This window comes from Flavobacterium sp. GW823-FHT06G12, assembly GCF_058794775.1.
Genome location: NZ_JBXAHE010000001.1, coordinates 245,077 through 263,730 on the forward strand (window position 1 = coordinate 245,077; position 18,654 = coordinate 263,730).

Annotated in this window: 17 protein-coding genes; 5 read left to right on the top strand and 12 right to left on the bottom strand. The window is 33.7% G+C overall.

Features of this window, described 5'->3' with window-relative positions:
- Nucleotides 1-19: 19 nt before the first annotated feature.
- Nucleotides 20-1,054 (top strand): quinone-dependent dihydroorotate dehydrogenase, encoded by a 1,035-nt coding sequence (locus AC1Q5Z_RS00975; RefSeq protein ID WP_492443407.1) that lies wholly within the window; start codon nt 20-22, stop codon nt 1,052-1,054.
- On the opposite strand, the gene AC1Q5Z_RS00980 is transcribed toward AC1Q5Z_RS00975, so the two are convergent.
- Nucleotides 1,040-1,756 (bottom strand): DUF3307 domain-containing protein, encoded by a 717-nt coding sequence (locus tag AC1Q5Z_RS00980; RefSeq protein WP_343589286.1) that lies wholly within the window; start codon nt 1,754-1,756, stop codon nt 1,040-1,042. The two genes, AC1Q5Z_RS00975 and AC1Q5Z_RS00980, sit on opposite strands and share 15 nt — an antisense overlap.
- Nucleotides 1,753-2,367 (bottom strand): hypothetical protein, encoded by a 615-nt coding sequence (locus AC1Q5Z_RS00985; RefSeq protein WP_492443409.1) that lies wholly within the window; start codon nt 2,365-2,367, stop codon nt 1,753-1,755. Before AC1Q5Z_RS00985 ends, AC1Q5Z_RS00980 begins: the two co-directional genes overlap by 4 nt.
- A gap of 210 nt (nt 2,368-2,577) precedes the next feature.
- On the opposite strand from AC1Q5Z_RS00985, the gene AC1Q5Z_RS00990 reads away from it, so the two are divergent.
- The 4 genes from AC1Q5Z_RS00990 (at nt 2,578) to guaB (ending at nt 7,136) form a co-directional block, all read left to right on the top strand.
- Entirely contained in the window at nt 2,578-3,444 is an 867-nt protein-coding gene (locus tag AC1Q5Z_RS00990; protein WP_198856856.1) for a hydroxymethylglutaryl-CoA lyase-like TIM-barrel protein, read from the top strand.
- A gap of 78 nt (nt 3,445-3,522) precedes the next feature.
- Nucleotides 3,523-4,074 (top strand): hypothetical protein, encoded by a 552-nt coding sequence (locus AC1Q5Z_RS00995; protein ID WP_343589281.1) that lies wholly within the window; start codon nt 3,523-3,525, stop codon nt 4,072-4,074.
- Nucleotides 4,075-4,136: 62 nt separating this feature from the next.
- Nucleotides 4,137-5,465: a DUF5723 family protein gene (locus AC1Q5Z_RS01000; RefSeq protein ID WP_343589279.1), complete on the top strand. Its 1,329-nt coding sequence runs from the start codon at nt 4,137-4,139 to the stop codon at nt 5,463-5,465.
- 198 nt (nt 5,466-5,663) lie between these two features.
- Entirely contained in the window at nt 5,664-7,136 is a 1,473-nt protein-coding gene (gene guaB / locus AC1Q5Z_RS01005; protein WP_198856859.1) for an IMP dehydrogenase, read from the top strand.
- 311 nt (nt 7,137-7,447) lie between these two features.
- Here the strand turns inward: guaB and AC1Q5Z_RS01010 are convergent, their stop codons facing one another.
- The 10 genes from AC1Q5Z_RS01010 to AC1Q5Z_RS01055 form a co-directional block, all read right to left on the bottom strand.
- On the bottom strand, nt 7,448-8,590 hold the full coding sequence (locus AC1Q5Z_RS01010; RefSeq protein WP_492443413.1) for an FAD-dependent oxidoreductase: 1,143 nt from the start codon (nt 8,588-8,590) through the stop codon (nt 7,448-7,450).
- 64 nt (nt 8,591-8,654) lie between these two features.
- Complete coding sequence (locus AC1Q5Z_RS01015) at nt 8,655-9,245, bottom strand: TetR/AcrR family transcriptional regulator (protein WP_492443415.1); 591 nt, start codon at nt 9,243-9,245, stop codon at nt 8,655-8,657.
- Nucleotides 9,246-9,549: 304 nt separating this feature from the next.
- The gene (locus AC1Q5Z_RS01020; protein ID WP_492443417.1) at nt 9,550-10,434 is read right to left on the bottom strand and encodes a L,D-transpeptidase; all 885 of its coding nucleotides are present in this window, start codon (nt 10,432-10,434) and stop codon (nt 9,550-9,552) included.
- A gap of 112 nt (nt 10,435-10,546) precedes the next feature.
- A complete protein-coding gene (locus AC1Q5Z_RS01025) occupies nt 10,547-12,040 on the bottom strand; it encodes a S41 family peptidase (protein WP_492443419.1) in 1,494 nt (497 codons plus the stop codon).
- Nucleotides 12,041-12,079: 39 nt separating this feature from the next.
- The gene (locus tag AC1Q5Z_RS01030; protein WP_492443421.1) at nt 12,080-12,664 is read right to left on the bottom strand and encodes an NUDIX domain-containing protein; all 585 of its coding nucleotides are present in this window, start codon (nt 12,662-12,664) and stop codon (nt 12,080-12,082) included.
- Between the two features lie 52 nt (nt 12,665-12,716).
- The gene (locus AC1Q5Z_RS01035; RefSeq protein WP_198856865.1) at nt 12,717-13,988 is read right to left on the bottom strand and encodes an adenylosuccinate synthase; all 1,272 of its coding nucleotides are present in this window, start codon (nt 13,986-13,988) and stop codon (nt 12,717-12,719) included.
- Between the two features lie 97 nt (nt 13,989-14,085).
- The gene (locus AC1Q5Z_RS01040; protein WP_008462215.1) at nt 14,086-14,550 is read right to left on the bottom strand and encodes a Fur family transcriptional regulator; all 465 of its coding nucleotides are present in this window, start codon (nt 14,548-14,550) and stop codon (nt 14,086-14,088) included.
- 183 nt (nt 14,551-14,733) lie between these two features.
- Nucleotides 14,734-15,276, bottom strand: a complete 543-nt coding sequence (locus AC1Q5Z_RS01045; RefSeq protein WP_198856866.1) for a hypothetical protein — start codon at nt 15,274-15,276, stop codon at nt 14,734-14,736.
- 20 nt (nt 15,277-15,296) lie between these two features.
- Complete coding sequence (locus tag AC1Q5Z_RS01050) at nt 15,297-17,516, bottom strand: RelA/SpoT family protein (RefSeq protein ID WP_198856867.1); 2,220 nt, start codon at nt 17,514-17,516, stop codon at nt 15,297-15,299.
- A 245-nt stretch (nt 17,517-17,761) separates the two neighbouring features.
- Nucleotides 17,762-18,550, bottom strand: coding sequence for a TrmH family RNA methyltransferase (locus AC1Q5Z_RS01055; protein ID WP_492443425.1), 789 nt, complete (start codon nt 18,548-18,550; stop codon nt 17,762-17,764).
- Nucleotides 18,551-18,654: the final 104 nt, after the last annotated feature.

The window sequence follows — 18,654 nt, forward strand, 5'->3', positions numbered from 1 at the left end:
AAATAACAACACAACTCTTATGTATAAATTGATAATTCGTCCGATTCTTTTTTGTTTTGATCCTGAAAAAGTGCATTATTTTACTTTTTCTTTTGTAAAATTCATTTCAAAAATCCCAGGAGTCTCTGCAATTATAAGATCAATTTATGAAGTAAAAGATGCTCGATTAGAAAGAGAAGTTTTCGGAATTAAATTTAAAAATCCAGTTGGACTTGCGGCTGGTTTTGACAAAGACGCAAAGCTGTACAAAGAACTTGGTAATTTTGGTTTTGGTTTTATCGAAATAGGAACTGTAACGCCAGTTGGACAGGAAGGAAATCCGAAGAAACGTTTGTTCCGTTTAAAAGAAGACCAAGCGATTATTAACCGAATGGGGTTTAATAATGGCGGTGTTCTAGAAGCTGTAGAACGTTTGAAAAAGAATTCGAGTGTTTTGATTGGAGGAAATATCGGAAAAAATAAAGTAACCGATAATGAAGATGCAGTAAAAGATTATATCATTTGTTTCGACGCTTTGTTTAATCATGTAGATTATTTTGTTGTGAATGTAAGTTCTCCAAATACACCAAACTTGAGAGCTCTGCAAGATAAAGAACCATTAACGGCTTTACTACAGACTTTGCAGAACCGAAATGTCGAAAAGCAAAAAACAAGCACTCAAAAAGTAAAACCAATTCTTTTAAAAATTGCTCCAGACTTAACAGATGAGCAGTTGTTGGATATTATTGATATTGTAAAAACAACTCAAATTGCAGGAGTTATTGCAACAAATACAACTATTTCTAGAGAAGGCTTGCAATCTGAAAACCAAACAGAGACAGGAGGATTATCTGGAAAACCATTAACAAAACGTTCTACAGAAGTAATTCGTTTTCTTTCAGGAAAAAGCAATAAAGCATTCCCAATTATTGGGGTAGGCGGAATTCATTCTGCAGATGATGCGATTGAAAAACTAAATGCTGGAGCAAGCTTAGTGCAATTGTATACAGGTTTTATTTACGAAGGCCCAGCTTTGATAAAAGCAATTAACAAAAAGGTTTTAGGGCAGTTGTAAAAGAAGTGCCTGAACTAAAAGGCCTGCAAGTATTGCAATACCAAAACTAATTAAAGTTCCGATCATTACATATTCTGTCAATTTTCGGTCTTTGGCTTCTTTTAAATCTCCAAACCTAAAAATAGATTTGGCGGCTAGTAGAAAACCAATCGCTTCAAAATGTCCGGTTATGATAAAACCGAAAACAAATAAGCGTTCTAAAATACCAATATAATTTCCAGCAGCTATCAGAGAATTATCCTGATGGCTGTTTTTGCTTTCAGGAGCCCATATCGAAATTATGGTTTTGATAAAAATAGAAGTTGGTTTAGTTATCAGTAAAATTCCGGTAAGTAAAATCCAGAACGCATTATCTTGCCAGAAATTGATTATCGTTTTGTTTTCATATGTAAGAACGACACCAATTAAAACAAGAATATGCGCAGCTTGGTCGACAACAAACCAAGTGCGTTTGGTTTTCTTTTTTTGGAAATTTAATTTGATTAAATCGATGATGCCATGAGTAACGGCAATTAAAACAGCATATGGTATAAAACTGATTTCTCCTGCTAGAATTGCGGCTAAAACTCCATGAAGTAAAATATGGATATATAAGTAAATGCTTTTATGTTTTTTAGCTTCTTTATCGGTGACCCAAGAATTAGGTTGCCAAATAAAATCTCCTAATAAATGGGCGAGAAACAATTTTATAAATAAGATCATGAGGCTGTAAATTGTTTTATTTGTTTTCTAAAATATCGATCTAAATTAAGAACCAGATCAAACTGAGCGCGCTTTTGTCTTCGGCTAACGGCAGCCTGATTTATACCTAGTTTTTGGCCCAATTCGTCTTGAGACAATTTTGGATTTTCAATAGCAACGGCAACAAATTCTGCTGATTGCACGAGCCAGTTGTCCATAAAAGTTAAAGCCAATTGCAGCATTAAATTCAGTTTTTCATCAAAATCTAAATCTCCTGTTCGCATGGCTAAAGTTACTTTTTGTTTCTTTAAAGTTTCAAAAAGTTCTCCCGAATTAATAAACGCAGAACCATTGCTTTCAGATATTCTTTCGGCAGTGTGGGTTTTATCTCCAAATCCGATGCTCATACGAGCATCAGACTTTATAGTTCTTAAATGTGCTTTTATCAAAATAGCGGCTAACAGTGCATCTTCGGGATTACTAACTTCAATTTGAAATTCGTCTCCTCGATAGACTTCCCATTGGTTTGGCGCTTTGCCAAACGGAGCCAAGATTTTCTTTAAATCTTCAACCCAATGTTCTGATTTCTGTTGTCTTGAACCAATTATATCACCTGTAATTACACTAGTCATAAATCAAATATAATTAAAAAATTATAAACTTTCTATTACAAATATACGTAATAAAATTAATTATTACGTTTTTTGGTAATATTGTATATTATTACGTTTTTTGGTAATTTTTTGATGTATGCTTGTTTTGTGTAATAATAGACTTCACATAAAATTCTCTTTTATTTCATTAAAAAAGAAACTAACTTAGCCTTTAGAAAAGAATACGCTTTGAACAAAGAAATCAAAATCATCGAATGCCCTCGAGATGCCATGCAAGGCATTAAGGATTTTATTCCAACAAAAAATAAAGTTACTTACATACAAGCTTTGTTGCGAGTTGGCTTTGATACCATCGATTTTGGAAGTTTTGTTTCTCCAAAAGCTATTCCGCAAATGCAGGATACTGCCGCCGTTTTAGAACAGCTTGATTTATCTCAAACAACAAGCAAATTGTTATCTATTATTGCCAATACGCAAGGTGCAATCACGGCTTCAGAATATGAGCAGATTCAATATTTAGGTTTTCCTTTTTCCATTTCAGAGAACTTTCAGATGCGTAACACGCACAAAACTATCGCAGAATCTTTGGTCACTTTAGAAGAAATTCTAGAAGTTGCCAATAAGAAAAACAAAGAAGTAGTAACGTATCTTTCAATGGGATTCGGAAATCCGTATGGTGATCCATGGAATGTTGAAATCGTAGCCGAATGGACTGAGAAATTGGCTGGAATGGGAGTAAAGATTCTATCACTTTCAGATACAGTCGGAACTTCTACGCCAGAAGTAATAACCTATTTGTTTTCAGATTTAATTCCGAAATATCCTCAAATTGAGTTTGGTGCTCATCTTCATACAACACCAGAAAGCTGGTTCGAAAAAATTGATGCTGCCGCAAAAGCAGGCTGTATTCGTTTTGATGGAGCTATTCAAGGTTTTGGTGGCTGCCCAATGGCGACCGATAAGCTAACAGGAAATATGCCGACAGAAAAATTGGTTTCTTATTTTACTGCCAATAAAAAAATAACAGGACTTAATTCTCTTAGTTTTGAAAGTGCATATAATGAAGCTTCAAAATTGTTTGGAAAGTTTCATTAAAAAATAGTTATATTTTCTTACTTTAGATAATGATTGCAGAAATAATGCGTTACATTTATTATTGATATAATTATTATCATGAGATCAAGATTATTAAGTAAAATTTTAAGTTTACTATTTTCAGTTTTTTTATTATTTTCCTGCTCTAGCGATTTAAATTTCGATCAGGTCAACGATTTTAAGATTGAGCCTGTTTTTGTTGCCAACTTAGCATATTTTAATGTTCCTGCAAATAGACTTATAGATGATGGTGGAACCAATATTATATACGACGTAAGAGATTTTGATGTTTTTAAAAATAAGTTTTTTACAGAACGCCTTAAGAAAGCTGAATTTGATTTTGAAGTCGAAAATAATATCGAGCGTACTTTTGTCTTAAATATGCTTTTGCTTGACAAAGACAATCAAGTCTTAGAAACAATATCTTTTAATGTTCCATCCTATAAAGGAACGCCAAATGTTGTAAAATATCCCACAGAAATTTTTGAAAACACGCGATTAGACCTTTTAAAACAAACCCAAAAAATTGGTTTTGTTGTATTAATTGCTGCTGGACCTCCTTTAAATGCTAACAGTGAAGGAAATTTAAGATTAAGATCCAGTGCAACGGCTTATCTAGTAATCGAATGAGAAAAACGCTAATACTTTGTTTGTTTTTTCATCTTTCTTGTTTTGCTCAAAACAGAGAGCTGTTGTATAATTTTACTTCAATTCCGCAGTCTTCGCTTGTAAATCCTGGAGCCGATGTTTCGTATAAATATTACTTTGGATTTCCGGTCTTATCTGGAATTTCAGCGAATGTGGGTTCTAGCAGTTTTTCGGCCTATGATTTATTTTCAAATGATGGAGTCGATTTTAATCAAAAAGTTAGAGATGTTATCAATAAATCTTCTAGTAAAGACAAGGTAGTGACCAACCAACAGTTAGAGATATTTTCTGGCGGATTTAGAATTGGAGGCAGAGAAAGTCGTTCTTACATTTCGTTTGGATTGTACCAGGAATTCGATTTTTTCATGTTTGTTCCAAAAGATCTGGCTTTACTGGCCTTAAACGGAAATCGAGATTATATCGGAAAATCGTTTAATCTAGGCGATTTGAATATGAAAGCCGAAGTGCTTTCTGTTTTTCATGTTGGTTTTCATAAAAAAGTAAATGATAAATTTGTTTATGGTGGACGTGCCAAAATTTATTCAAGCGGTGCAAATGCAACTTCTACCAAAAACTCAGGTTACATTTATACAGGTGAGCAGCCAGGAACTCCAAATCTTTATAACCAGATCATTTCTTCCAATTTAGAATTAAAAACTTCTGGACTAGCCCGTTTTACAAAAGATGAATACGAAGGAAATGTAATTCGTGACATTGCCCATAATACCTTTTTTAATGGAAGTCTTGGTTTTGGTGTAGATGCAGGAATTACCTATTATATAAAAGACAATTTGCAGTTTACAGCAAGCGTTGTCGATTTAGGTTTTGTGAGACAGACCAAAGACATTGAAACGCTTACCTATAAAGGAACTTACCAATACAATGGAGCAAATCCTGACTTTTTAGGTTCAGATGATCCAGAAAATGTCTTTGACGAATTTGATCGTGCAATACCAAGAGATACACTTCATAATAAATATACTACTTGGCGTCCAACAAAAATTTATTCTTCTATTCAATACTCTTTCGGAGAGAAACGTTCAGATGAGTGTAATTGTCATGGCAATGTCGAAAAATTTTATAAAAATGCAGCTGGACTTCAGGTTTTCGGAATGTCTGCTCCCCGCGAACCTTTGGTTGCTTTGACTGCTTTTTACAGAAGAAATATTTTTAGAAAATTAGATCTTAAAGCAACTTATACCTTAGATACTTTTTCGAATAAAAATATTGGTCTAGGCCTTTCAGGGGCAATTGGCCCAGTAAATATTTATGCTTTAGTCAATAATGTCTTAGAATATAAAGACATTTCCAAAGCCAGTAGTGCCGCTTTCCAACTCGGAATCAATTTCGTTTTTCAAGACAGAGAAGATTAATTTTATTTATATTATTAGTAGTCGCTTTTTTAAATCAGAAAAAAAGCTTTTTGGCTTTTCGGGCTCTCCATTTCCATCTGGGCTTGGGTGTATTGTTTTGTAAGATGATTCGTGTAAATGCAAATTTATGAATAACTTAGTATTCAAGTTACCAATTTATTCACTATATTTGCACGCAATTCAACTAGAAATTGCACCATGATAGCACACAACTCCAAGATTATCGGCGAAGGTTTAACTTACGACGATGTATTATTAGTACCTAACTACTCGAATGTGCTTCCTCGCGAAGTGAGCATTAAATCAAAATTCTCAAGAAACATTACATTAAACGTTCCAATTGTATCTGCTGCTATGGATACAGTTACAGAAAGTGCAATGGCAATCGCTATGGCACAAGAAGGAGGTATTGGTGTTTTACATAAAAATATGACTATCGAACAACAAGCAGGAAAAGTTCGAAAAGTAAAACGCGCAGAAGCAGGTATGATTATCGATCCGGTAACATTACCAATGAACTCTACTATTGCAGATGCAAAAAACGCTATGAAAGAATTTGGCATCGGTGGTATTCCAATCGTTGACGAAAATAAAATCCTAAAAGGTATCGTTACAAACCGTGATTTGCGTTTTGAGAAAAACGGTGCAAGACCAATTGCTGAGGTTATGACAAGTCAAAACTTAGTAACAGTTGCAGAAGGAACTTCTTTAGAACAAGCAGAAGTAGTTTTGCAAGGTCATAAAATCGAAAAATTACCAGTTGTAAATGCTCAAAATGAATTAGTTGGTTTAATTACGTTTAGAGATATTACAAAACTGACTCAAAAACCAATCGCTAATAAAGATTCTTTTGGTCGTTTAAGAGTTGCTGCTGCAATTGGAGTTACTGGAGATGCAGTTCTAAGAGCTGAAGCTTTAGTTGCTGCTGGTGTAGATGCAATCATTATCGATACTGCTCACGGACATACAGAAGGTGTTGTGAATACTTTAAAAGAAGTAAAATCAAAATTCCCTCAAATAGATGTAATTGTTGGAAACATCGCAACTCCAGAAGCTGCTAAATATTTAGTAGAAAATGGTGCGGATGGAGTAAAAGTTGGAATCGGACCTGGTTCTATCTGTACAACTCGTATCGTTGCAGGTGTTGGTTTTCCTCAATTCTCGGCAGTTTTAGAAGTTGCCGCGGCTATCAAAGGAACTGGAGTTCCGGTTATTGCCGATGGTGGAATTCGTTATACAGGAGATATTCCTAAAGCTATCGCTGCAGGTGCTGACTGTGTAATGTTAGGTTCATTATTAGCAGGAACAAAAGAGTCTCCAGGAGAAACAATCATTTTTGAAGGAAGAAAATTCAAATCTTACCGCGGAATGGGATCTGTTGAAGCAATGCAAACTGGCTCTAAAGATCGTTATTTCCAAGATGTTGAAGACGACGTTAAAAAATTAGTTCCAGAAGGAATCGTTGGACGTGTTCCTTACAAAGGAGAATTAAACGAAAGTATGCTTCAGTTTATTGGAGGTCTTCGTGCAGGTATGGGATACTGTGGTTCAAAAGATATTCCTACTTTGCAAGAAACTGGACGTTTTGTTAGAATCACTTCTAGCGGAATCACTGAAAGTCACCCACACAACGTAACAATTACAAAAGAAGCTCCAAATTATTCTAGATAATTTTTGGTTTCCATTATAAAAATAAAAGGCGTAAGATTTAATTCTTACGCCTTTTTTATTTGTTCAGATTTAAAAAAAAACTTTGTCAAAGTTCTCCACAATTTTGTCATTTCGAGGAACGAGAAATCTTCGTAAGAAACTCCGTAAAGCATATCATCAATCTTTGGCGAGCCACTAGTGAAGATTTCTCTCTTCGTTCGAAATGACAAGATTGTGTTATGTCTTTATCGAATCCTGCGTGTGATTCTTCGGTCCTCAGAATAACAAACGTTATATAAAAGAACTTATATCACTTACATGGTGAAAAAAAATCACATGCCACGACTACTCAAAATATCCTCAGCAACAATATCGGAATGCAGTAAATCTTCCATTTTCTTTGTCATACGTTGCGCTTCTAGAGCATAGCCGAACATTTTTTTCTCATAATCAGCAATTGCTTCGTCAATGGTTTCAAATTTTCCGTTAGTTAGATTTTCGGTTAAATGAAAAGCATCAAATAATCCCATATTGACACCTTCGCCGGCAAACGGAGGCATTAAGTGAGCTGCGTCGCCAACAAGCGTAATATTTGAATGTTCTTTCCAAGGTTCTTCTAAAGAAAACAATCTCAAAGGCAAACCAGAAAATTCAGTAGAAACAGCAAAGAATTTTTTGTAATCGTCTCCCCAGTTCTCAAAAGTTTCGTTTAAAAAAGAAATTACAGATTGATCGTCTTCAAAATTAATTCCGTGGTTTGAAATCCACTCTTCACTTGCTTTAAAAGAAACTCCAAAGTGAACAGAACCATCACGCATAGTATGTGTGTAAAACATTTTATGTTCGCCCATTGCCATAACATTTCCGTTTCCGTATTTCGGTTTAAATTCAGGATAATCTTGATCCGGATTTGCAATTTCTCCCTGAATAATATATGTCCCAGAAAGCTGAGGCTCTTGGTCGCTTACAAATTTTCTAGCGTTTGATCTTCCTCCATTTGCTACAATAACAAAATCTGCGGTTGTTTTTGTACCGTTTTTGAATTCCAAAATGTATTGATTTTCAGATTTATCAATGTTGATTAGTTGGCTATCCCAAACAACAGTGTTTTCTTTAAGATTCTCTAACATAATTTTTCTTAAATCATTGCGATCAATTTCTGGGCGAGAAAAAGCATTGGTTTCATTAGGCATTTCGTCAGAAGTAATATTTCCGTCTATATCAGCCATTTTTTCGCCAGTTGGGCGTGCGTATTTATAGAATTCATCCATTAATCCCGCTTTCTGAATTGCATATTGCCCTGAGTCGGAATGAATGTCTAAAGTTCCGCCAGATGTTCTTGCTTGTGAGTTAAGATCTCTTTCGTAAACCGTAACATTGGCGCCATTAATTTGTAAAATTCTTGCAGTTGTTAATCCAACTGGTCCACCGCCAATAATGGCGATCTTTTTATTTTCTATAATCGAAGTTTTCATTTTATTGAAAATTATATTGTATTTAAATTTTGTTGTTGATATGGTTTTAAAATTGAATTTATCCTCAAGGAGTAAGTGCTTTTAGAACGAGATTAAAAGCGCTGTCTTTCATTTCATCTGTAAGAGCAAAGGGTTTTCCAGACATCGATTTTCCTTCTCTATGAAACTCTAGAAGAGAATAAAGCGGACCATAAACAATACTCCAAAAAATTTCGTAAGGAATAGAAATAAGTTCATTTCTTTCAATTGCAGCAAGCATAAATTCTGTCATCATTTGTTTATAATCGCCTGTTATTTCTGCTATAATCGCATCTCCATAAGTAGAATGTTTTAAAAGCTCTAGACAAGTTGCTTGCTGTGTAAAGTTTATATTGAAATAGATACGATTCTCCCATTGATTACGCAATCCATCTTTGAAAGACATGTCTGCAGAAAATCCATCAAACATCTTTTCGAAGAAGTTTTTACCAATTTCAATTCCGATTTTTTTAATTAAATCTTCTTTGTCTGAATAATAGATATAAAGTGTTGCAACAGAAATACCGCATTCTTTAGCAAGACGATTCATTCCAAAACCTTCTATGCCTTGTGTAACGATCATTTCAATTGCTTTTTGTTTTACAATTTCTTCTTTATTGGTATCTCTAGTTCTCATAATTGTACTTGATTATGGTACAAAGATATAAAAAAATAATAAATGAACGATCGCTTATTTATGTTTTTTTAAAGGTTCTAAGATTCTAAGGTTCTAAGGTTCTGAGGTTTTTAGGTTCAAAGGTTCAAAGGTTCAAAGAGACAAAAGTTTTTAAGGTTTGGAAATGAATTGCCTCCAGCTTTAGCTGGAGGTTGAAAAATGGACAAAGAGAGAGGCTTTAGCCAAATTTTATGTTTAAAAGCAAACAAAAAAAGCTGAAACGATATTGTATCATTTCAGCTGATTATGTATTTAGAATATATTTTTACAGAGTTTTTGTTGGCTCGGCTTCTCTTAGGTTCTGATTTTCTAAGATTTCTTTTAAGTATGGGGTTACTGTGTTTTCAATATCGCCTTCAGAAATATTTAAAGCTTCTGGATCTGAGGCTAGTTTAAGCCACGGTTTTGGGCCATCAAAATTGTAACTTCCAAAAACAACCACAGGAGTTCCTTTTACTTTTACGTTTTCTTTATCCTTCAAAATCCATTCATCAGCAAATTTATAAAGATATTTAGCGTCTTTTTCTAATAGTCGTAAGCAAGAATGTGACGCAGGATACCCAGGCAATGCATATTCGTGAAAACCAACTCCTAATTTATTTTCAATGTTAAAATTCCATTTTAAATCCCATTCGTCATTAAATGTGCTTGTAGTTTGTTCAGCTTTCCAATTGGTGAAAAACAATCCAGTAGGAGTAGGGTCTTTTTTTCTTCCCATATTGGTTGGACCTGTACGAACCAATTCACCGTTTTCGTAAACAGCAAAAGCTTGCGTTGGATATGAAAAAAGGATAATTTTTGAAACTTCTTCTAAAGCCGAAACATGCAATGGAAAAGGAAGATAATAAACCAAATCTCCGCTAAAATCTGCTGGAATAACTACAGAATCCAGTTTTTTAAAATTGGCTTTATCGGTTCTATTCAAAGCATAAACAATATCCATTTTAGAACTGTCAGCTTCATTAAGTTTGAGCCAATCTTTGGTTTTCTCGATTTGATAAGAAACCGTTTCAGGTTTTTTATATTCAATTACCTTCTTTTTCTCTTTTTTATTTTCAGTCAGCGTGATGGTATCGGTTTTTTTGCAAGAACCTAATAAAACCAACATCAGGATTAGTAGTACGTTTGCTGTGTAATATAACTTTTTCATACGTCGAATTTTTATGAATATAAAGTTATACATCTGATAGCTGAAAAGGGTTACATAATTTTTGAAATAGGTTTCGGGATTTTCATTTTGTAAATGTTAGTAAACAGTAACTTTATTCTTGATTGATTAATTTTATTGTATGCATATATTGTGTGTCTCTATTTTGTATAAAATCCTCAAATGTCTGTGAAATTTCATAATCAGGAATTACTCCTCTTCCAAAAATTTGATTTGATTTTTTAGGAACATCCTGTTCCAGATTTACAATAGAAAACTGTGTTTTAATTTTTGTGTTCGGTAACTCGTATTCGATAGGAGTGTGGCCGTTGTGTCCAAAATAGCCACCCATAGTTTCTTCGCCAATTACAATGGCATTTGTATTTCCTGCAACTAATGAAGCAAATAGTGATCCGGCAGAAGCAATTCTAGAGCTTATCAATAAATAAATCTGACCTTTAAAACTGTTTTTTTCTGGCTCTAATAATGAATTGAATCTCTCGTCTTGAATGTATTTTCCGTTTTCCAACTTTGGAAATTCTTCTTTTAATTCATCTTCAAAATCCTTTTTCTCTTCTTGTTTTTTCTGCAGTTCTGTTTCTTCGTAAACTAAATATTCAGCAAATGGAATTTCCTGAAAATTGACATATGCAGATTTATTTTCACGAAAAGCTTTTTGTGTCAAATAAGAGAAAGTTACAATATCATTAGGATCGGTGCCGCCGCCATTGTTTCTAACATCGACAATTAAGTTTTTGATTTCAGAATGATTAGAAAGATATTGAAAACAGCTGTCCAAGTATTTCTTGTAAGCAATATGCTGTTTGTCTTTGGCATTTCGTCCAATTACAAAGGTATGAACAGAAAGTAGTGCTGTATTTTGAGAAATTACTTTAAAAGAATATTTGTCCTTTGCGCTATTGTATTGCAAACTATCAATAGGAAGAGAATGTCGTTTTTTAAAATTCTCTTTTCGAATTTCGTTTGAGACAGCAGAAATAGTTTTTTTATTTTTTTTGGTTTGATTTGGAAGTGAATATTCTACCGTAAATTTCTTTTGCGGACCGTATTCCATTTCAAAATATTTAGCAAATGAACCGTTAATTCCGATTGATTTTCCTGTAATATTATAACCGTCGGTTGTATAATATTTGTAGAGAGAAGAAAGCAGTTTTTTGGTTTCAATATTATTAATGCTAAATATTTGAGAGCCCAGTGGAATTTCTGAGTTTTCAAAATTAAGAATCAATCGATTCTCTATGAGTTTTACAGGATACGGAAAGAAAATATTTCCTGATGAATATTTCTTTTCAAAATCAATGGGAAGTGTTGTGTCATTGTGCAGACTTCCTTCAAAATCGGTTATTTGAAGAATTATTTTGTAGAAGTCTATGAGTTCTTTGGGTTTGCTAATTTGCGAAAACGCCCAAGAATAAATACTGTCGATCTGCTGTTTTGTTCGGTATTTATAAAGGCCTGAATTGGCTTTTTCTCTTATTTCTCTAAAAATAACAAGGTCTTGCTTTAGTTTTTCGACTGATAATTTTTCTTTTTGAGAGAATAGTAAAATCGGAAAGCAGAAAAAAAATACGATTTTTAGTTTGAGCATTTTAGATTTTTTTAGGGAATCTAAAATACTCAAAAACTTTTAAATCAAACCTTTTATTCTCGCATGGTGCAATAACATAATAGTTTTAGCGTCTGAAATTTCTCCAGATTCGATCATAGCGTAAGCTTTATCAAAAGTAAATTCTAAAACCTCAATATTTTCTTGTTCAGCATCAAGTCCGCCGCCTTCGCTTACTTTCATATTTTCGTCGTATTCGCCAACAAAAAGATATAGAATTTCTGTTACAGAACCTGGCGACATATAAGTTTCAATTACTTTTTGAACTTTGCTTAAACGATAACCAGTTTCTTCTTCTGTTTCGCGAATTATAGCTTGCTCTGCATTGTCTTTGTCTAAAAGTCCAGCGCAAACTTCAATCATCATTCCAGATTTATTTCCGTTAAGATAAGTCGGCAAACGAAATTGTCTTGTTAATACAACTTTTTTCTTAGCAGTATTGTATAATAATATTCCAGCGCCATTTCCGCGATCGTATACTTCACGAATGTGCGATTCAACAGGCTGATTTTCTTTTTTATAATTAAAAGTTACTTTGTTTAGCAGATACCAATTATCAGATAATAATTTGGTTTCTGTTATTTCAATTTCAGGATTTTTTCTCATAAAACTATTTTTCAAAAAAAAAACGCTCTGATTATCAGAGCGTTTAAATGTATTATTTTGTTATTGTTTGTTTTCTATCTGGTCCAACCGATACGATTTTGATTGGCACTTCGATTTCTTTTTCAATAAACTCAATATATTCTTTTAGCTCAATTGGCAACTGATCGTAAGTTGTTAATCCAGTTAAATCTTGTTTCCATCCTTTAAACTCTTTGTAAACAGGAGTAACGTTTTCTGGTTCAATGTTGTAAGGGAAATGAGAAATGTTTTGTCCTTTGTAGTTGTACTCTGTACAAACTTTTAAAGTTTCGAAACCAGAAAGAACATCACCTTTCATCATCATTAACTGAGTAACTCCATTAACTTGAACTGCATATTTTAAAGCAACAAGGTCTAACCATCCGCAACGTCTTTGTCTTCCTGTTACAGAACCAAATTCGTTACCTACTTTTGCCATTGTAGCACCAACTTCGTCAAAAAGTTCAGTTGGGAAAGGTCCGCTACCTACACGTGTAACGTAAGCTTTAAAAATTCCGTAAACTTCTTTGATTTTGTTAGGAGCAATTCCTAAACCTGTACAAGCTCCAGCAGCAGTAGTATTTGATGAAGTTACGAAAGGATAAGTTCCAAAATCAACATCTAATAAAGATCCTTGAGCACCTTCACAAAGAATAGATTTTCCAGCTTTTTGAGCTTGGTGCATGTATTCTTCACTGTCAATAAAATCTAATTTCTTTAATTCTTCAATAGCTTCAAAGAATTCTTTTTCTAATTCAGCTAAATTGTATTGAATAGCAACATCATAAAAAGCAATCATTGCTTCATGTTTGTCTGCTAAAGCTCTGTAACGTTCTTTGAAATCTTCTAATTCGATATCTCCAACACGTAAACCATTTCTACCTGTTTTGTCCATGTAAGTTGGTCCAATTCCTTTAAGAGTAGAACCAATTTTTGCTTTTCCTTTAGAAGCTTCAGAAGCTGCGTCAAGCAAACGGTGCGTTGGTAAAATTAAGTGTGCTTTTCTTGAAATGATTAATTTGCTTTTAATATCAAGGTTAAATTTCTCTAAACCTTCAATTTCTTTTTGAAAAACTACAGGATCAATTACAACTCCATTTCCGATGATATTTACTGAGTTTTTATGAAAAATTCCAGAAGGAATCGTTCTTAGTACGTGCTTAATTCCGTCAAATTCTAATGTATGTCCTGCATTTGGTCCTCCTTGAAAACGTGCAATAATATCATAATTTGAGGTAAGTACGTCTACAATTTTTCCTTTACCTTCATCTCCCCATTGTAATCCTAGTAATAAATCTACGGTCATTCTGTTTTAATTTGCGTTGAGACAATCTAAGTTGCCCTACTGATTATGTAGTTAATTTTCTTTTTTTAATTTTTTTTGAAAAGTCTAATCTAAAAGACTATGAATTTGAATTTTGCTTTTTGTTTCCGTAGAAATAAAGCGAGTGATTTGTAATTTCGATATCAAAAATTTCTTCGATAGTCTTTTTGATGGTTTGAATTCTTGGATCACAAAATTCGATTACCTCACCAGAATCTGTCATAATGATGTGATCGTGCTGTTTATCAAAATATGATTTTTCGTAGTAAGCCTGATTTTGTCCAAATTGATGTTTTCTAACCAAAGCGCAGTCCAACAATAACTCGATCGTGTTGTATAAAGTAGCTCTACTTACACGATAGTTTTTGTTTTTCATTTTGATGTAAAGGTTCTCTATATCAAAATGCTCCTCGCTATCGTAAATTTCCTGAAGTATAGCATAACGCTCAGGAGTTTTGCGATGCCCTTTTTGTTCAAGATATAGTGTAAAAACATTTTTTACAATTTCTTGATTCTTAGTGTTGTCAGTTGAAATAAGTGTCATATCTGGCAAAGATAATTTTTTATTTTTAATGAATAAAAGTTTCGGGTTTAAAGTTTAACGTTTAAACTTGTTTTTGGTTAGTTATAATGCACTAAATACAGGCTTTTACGCTAAAAATATTTTGAAAGCTTAATTTAGCTTAATTAACATAATTTTTTTAATTTATGAAAAAACTAACAATGGTTAACTTGATTTCGACATATACATGTACCAGTTCCATTCCCAAGTTTTTCCTTTGTCATCAGACATTGCCTGGCTCCAAACAGGATTCTTTTCGTCTCGGGCATCCCATCGGAATACTTGAATAACTGGTTTTTCATCAAAAACATCTTTAGAAAAAAAATGCCCAACTTTGTTTTCAAAAGAACCAACCACAGGTTTGTCTAATGTTCCTGTGTTAGAATCAGACCAGTAAATGCTCCACAATTTTGTTATCGGATTAAATAATCTTACTGTCATGCCTTCAAAAGGTTCTCCATCGAAAGTGGCTAGAAAATTATCAATATTTCCAATTCCGTTTAGAATCTTATACATTTCCTGTGTCGAAGGAAATTCAATCCACTCATCGCAATTCGTTAATCTGGATTTTAATTTTCTGTTACGAATAACAGATTTTCCTTGAAAAAAATCAAAATCGTCTTTTGATGAAGATTCAGATGCAGTAATTAAAAGTTCTCCATTTTCATCAAATATTACTTTGGGAATTTCTAAGGATTGGTTTTCCATGATTAAATTTATGAATTAGTTTAAGTTCTATACTCTCTAGTAACCTTATCAACTCCGTCTATTTTCTTGATGGCGCTAATCATTTTTTTCAAAATCGTATTGTTTTTAACAATTACGGCAACTTGTCCATGGAAAATTCCAGCATCGGTGCTAAGCGAAATACTTTGAATATTAACGCTCATATTGTTTGAAATTACCTTTGTCAATTGGTTGGTAAGTCCTAAAACGTCCATTCCGGTGATATTGATAATGGCTTTGAATTCTTCTTGAGAAGAGTCAATCCATTTTGCACTCATAATTCGATATGCATAATTCGATTGCATTCCGATCGCGTTCGGACAATCTTTTTTATGCACTTTAATTCCTTCATTAATGGTAACAAAACCAAAAACATCGTCACCAGGAATTGGATTGCAACATTGCGAAAGCTTATAATCTAACTTGTCATGTTCGGTTCCAAAAACCAGCATGTCATAGTTGCTGCTAATGACTGGTTTATGAATGTCTTCATCAGCAGTATCTTTAGTTCGTTTGATTTTATTTTTGAAGAAATTGATAAACGAATTGCTTTTCTGGGCAGCAAAATCTTTTAGTTGCTGATTCTCAATTGCACCAATTCCAACTCTGTAAAATAAATCTAAACTTGTTTTTAGTTTAAAGAAATTAACTAACTCATTTGTAACCTGTTCGTTAAAAGTAACTTTTAGGTGTTTTAATTTTCTAACAAGTAATTCTTTTCCTTCTTCTGCAATTTTTTTAGTGTTCTCGTTAAGAACGTTTTTAATTTTATTTTTTGCTCTTGAAGTCGTTACATATTCTAACCAGTTTACAGTTGGTTTCTGGTTTGGAGAAGTAATAACTTCAACTTGGTCACCGCTTTTTAATTCATAATTTAAAGGAACTAATCGTCCATTTACACGAGTACCACGTGTTTTAATTCCGATTTCAGAGTGAATGCTGAAAGCAAAATCAAGAGAAGTGGCGCCTTTAGGCAGCGATTTGATTTCTCCTTTTGGTGTAAAGATGAAGATTTCTTTAGAGTACAAATTCATTTTGAAATCTTCCACAAAATCAACTGCATTAGTTTCTGGGTTTTCTAATGCTTCACGAAGTAAATTCAACCAAACATCTAAACCACTTTCTTCGCTTGCTCCATTTTTGTATTTGTAATGTGCAGCATAACCTTTTTCTGCAATTTCGTCCATACGTTCGCTTCGAACCTGAACTTCGACCCAACGACCTTTTGGTCCCATAACGGTAATATGCAAGGCTTCATAACCAGTCGATTTTGGCGATGAAATCCAGTCACGCAGACGGCTTGGACTTGGACGATAATGATCGGTTACGATAGAATATATTTTCCACGCAATGAATTTTTCTTCATGCGGATCGGCTTTGTATACAATTCGAAGAGCGAACTTGTCATAAACTTCATCAAAAGTTACGTTTTGCGCACGCATTTTTCGACGAATAGAATAAATAGATTTTGGACGTCCTTTGATGATATAATCGATTCCTTCGCTGTCTAAAGATTTCTTTAAAACATCTGAAATATCTTTGATGTAAGCATCTTGCTGTTCTTTAGTTTCGCGAATTTTACTTACAATGTCATTGTAAACAGCAGGTTCAGTATATTTTAATCCTAAATCTTCGAGTTTGGTTTTAATGTTGTAAAGTCCTAAACGGTGGGCTAGAGGAGCATAAATGTACAGAGTTTCAGACGCGATTTTGGTTTGTTTGTATTCGGCCATCGAATCCATGGTTTGCATATTATGCAAACGGTCGGCCAATTTGATCAAAATTACGCGAACGTCATCATTCAGGGTTAGAATCATTTTTCTGAAATTCTCCGCCTGCATTGAAGCATTTAAATCTTTTTGAACTAGAGAAATCTTGGTAAGACCTTCGACTAATTGTGCCACTTTTGGATTAAACAAGCGTTCAATATCTTCTACTGTAATCGGAGTGTCTTCAACAACATCGTGTAATAAGGCCGCGGCGATAGAGGTCGCTCCCAGGCCAATCTCTGAGGCAACAATTTTTGCAACTGCAATAGGATGAAAGATATACGCTTCGCCCGATTTACGTCTCTGCTCTTTATGAGCATCAACTGCAACATCAAATGCTTTTCGAATTAATTTTTTGTCAGTTGGGCTTAAAGTTTGGTAACTTATTCGTAGTAATTCTTTGTATTCCTGCGCAATAGCTTTATTTTCTTTTTCAATATCTATTTCTGTCATAACGGCATAGTTCAAGTACTAAAAATAAGAATTAGTTTGAACATACGCAAGGCTTTGCCATTGTAGATTTAAGAGTGCAGATTTTAGATTTTTTAGGGTGTAATTTTTAGATTTTTGCTTGTAAAAAAGGGCTTCGACTTCGCTCAGCCTGACAAGCGAAAAGGGGATTAAAAATAAATTACAATTTTTAAATCCCAAATTCCAAAAAGGAGCAAATCGACTTTTAGAAAATCTAAAATCTAAAATCAGAAACCTCTTTGTCTTTTTGCTTCAAAAATTAAAATCGCAGCAGCGACAGAAACATTCATGCTGTCAATTTCTCCCTGCATTGGGATAATGATGTTTTGAGTTGCTTCGTCACGCCATTGTTGAGTTAGGCCAGTTGCTTCTGTGCCTACGACCAAAGCAGTTGGAGTAGTAAAGTTTTGTGTATGATATGAAGTTGAATTCTGTAAAGTGGCGCTGTAGAAATTGATTTTTTTCTCTTTCAAAAAAGCAATAATTTCTTCTGATGTTCCAGTTGCGATTTGGTTGGTAAAAAGGCATCCAACGCTAGATCGCACAATATTCGGATTGTATAAATCGCTTTTTGGATTGGCAATTAAAACAGCGTCTAAATTGGCAGCATCTGCTGTACGTAAAACGGCGCCAATATTTCCAGGTTTTTCTAGAGATTCTACAACTAGAATTAATGGGTTTTCAGATAATTTTAAATCAGATAATTTTAGAGATTTGCTTTTGGCAACGGTTAGAATTCCTTCTGTAGTATCGCGATACGCCAATTTTTGGTAAACCTCTTTATTGATTTCAATGATTTGAAAAGGATTTTGAATCAGTTTATTAATTTCTGATTCTGAAACTAATTCTGGTAGAAACAAAACCGTTTCGATTTCGTAACCGCCCTTTATGGCTAATGAAATCTCTCTTAAACCTTCAATCAAAAATGTTCCGGTTTGTTTTCTGGCTTTGGATTTTTCTTGAAGTAAAACCAAAGATTTGATAAACGGATTTTGAATTGAAGTGATTTGTTTCATTTTTTTAAGCGACTAAGATTCTAAGGCGCTAAGGTACTGAGTTTTTTTCTTCCTGCAAGGGTTTTAAAACCTTTACTAAAAAAGGTTTGCCACGAATTTTACCA

Coding starts and splice junctions, on each gene's coding strand:
- AC1Q5Z_RS00975 (WP_492443407.1), top strand. CDS start 20: ATGTATAAATTGATAATTCGTCCGATTCTTTTTTGTTTTGATCCTGAA.
- AC1Q5Z_RS00980 (WP_343589286.1), bottom strand. CDS start 1,756: ATGATCTTATTTATAAAATTGTTTCTCGCCCATTTATTAGGAGATTTT.
- AC1Q5Z_RS00985 (WP_492443409.1), bottom strand. CDS start 2,367: ATGACTAGTGTAATTACAGGTGATATAATTGGTTCAAGACAACAGAAA.
- AC1Q5Z_RS00995 (WP_343589281.1), top strand. CDS start 3,523: ATGAGATCAAGATTATTAAGTAAAATTTTAAGTTTACTATTTTCAGTT.
- guaB (WP_198856859.1), top strand. CDS start 5,664: ATGATAGCACACAACTCCAAGATTATCGGCGAAGGTTTAACTTACGAC.
- AC1Q5Z_RS01010 (WP_492443413.1), bottom strand. CDS start 8,590: ATGAAAACTTCGATTATAGAAAATAAAAAGATCGCCATTATTGGCGGT.
- AC1Q5Z_RS01015 (WP_492443415.1), bottom strand. CDS start 9,245: ATGAGAACTAGAGATACCAATAAAGAAGAAATTGTAAAACAAAAAGCA.
- AC1Q5Z_RS01020 (WP_492443417.1), bottom strand. CDS start 10,434: ATGAAAAAGTTATATTACACAGCAAACGTACTACTAATCCTGATGTTG.
- AC1Q5Z_RS01025 (WP_492443419.1), bottom strand. CDS start 12,040: ATGCTCAAACTAAAAATCGTATTTTTTTTCTGCTTTCCGATTTTACTA.
- AC1Q5Z_RS01030 (WP_492443421.1), bottom strand. CDS start 12,664: ATGAGAAAAAATCCTGAAATTGAAATAACAGAAACCAAATTATTATCT.
- AC1Q5Z_RS01035 (WP_198856865.1), bottom strand. CDS start 13,988: ATGACCGTAGATTTATTACTAGGATTACAATGGGGAGATGAAGGTAAA.
- AC1Q5Z_RS01040 (WP_008462215.1), bottom strand. CDS start 14,550: ATGACACTTATTTCAACTGACAACACTAAGAATCAAGAAATTGTAAAA.
- AC1Q5Z_RS01045 (WP_198856866.1), bottom strand. CDS start 15,276: ATGGAAAACCAATCCTTAGAAATTCCCAAAGTAATATTTGATGAAAAT.
- AC1Q5Z_RS01050 (WP_198856867.1), bottom strand. CDS start 17,516: ATGACAGAAATAGATATTGAAAAAGAAAATAAAGCTATTGCGCAGGAA.
- AC1Q5Z_RS01055 (WP_492443425.1), bottom strand. CDS start 18,550: ATGAAACAAATCACTTCAATTCAAAATCCGTTTATCAAATCTTTGGTT.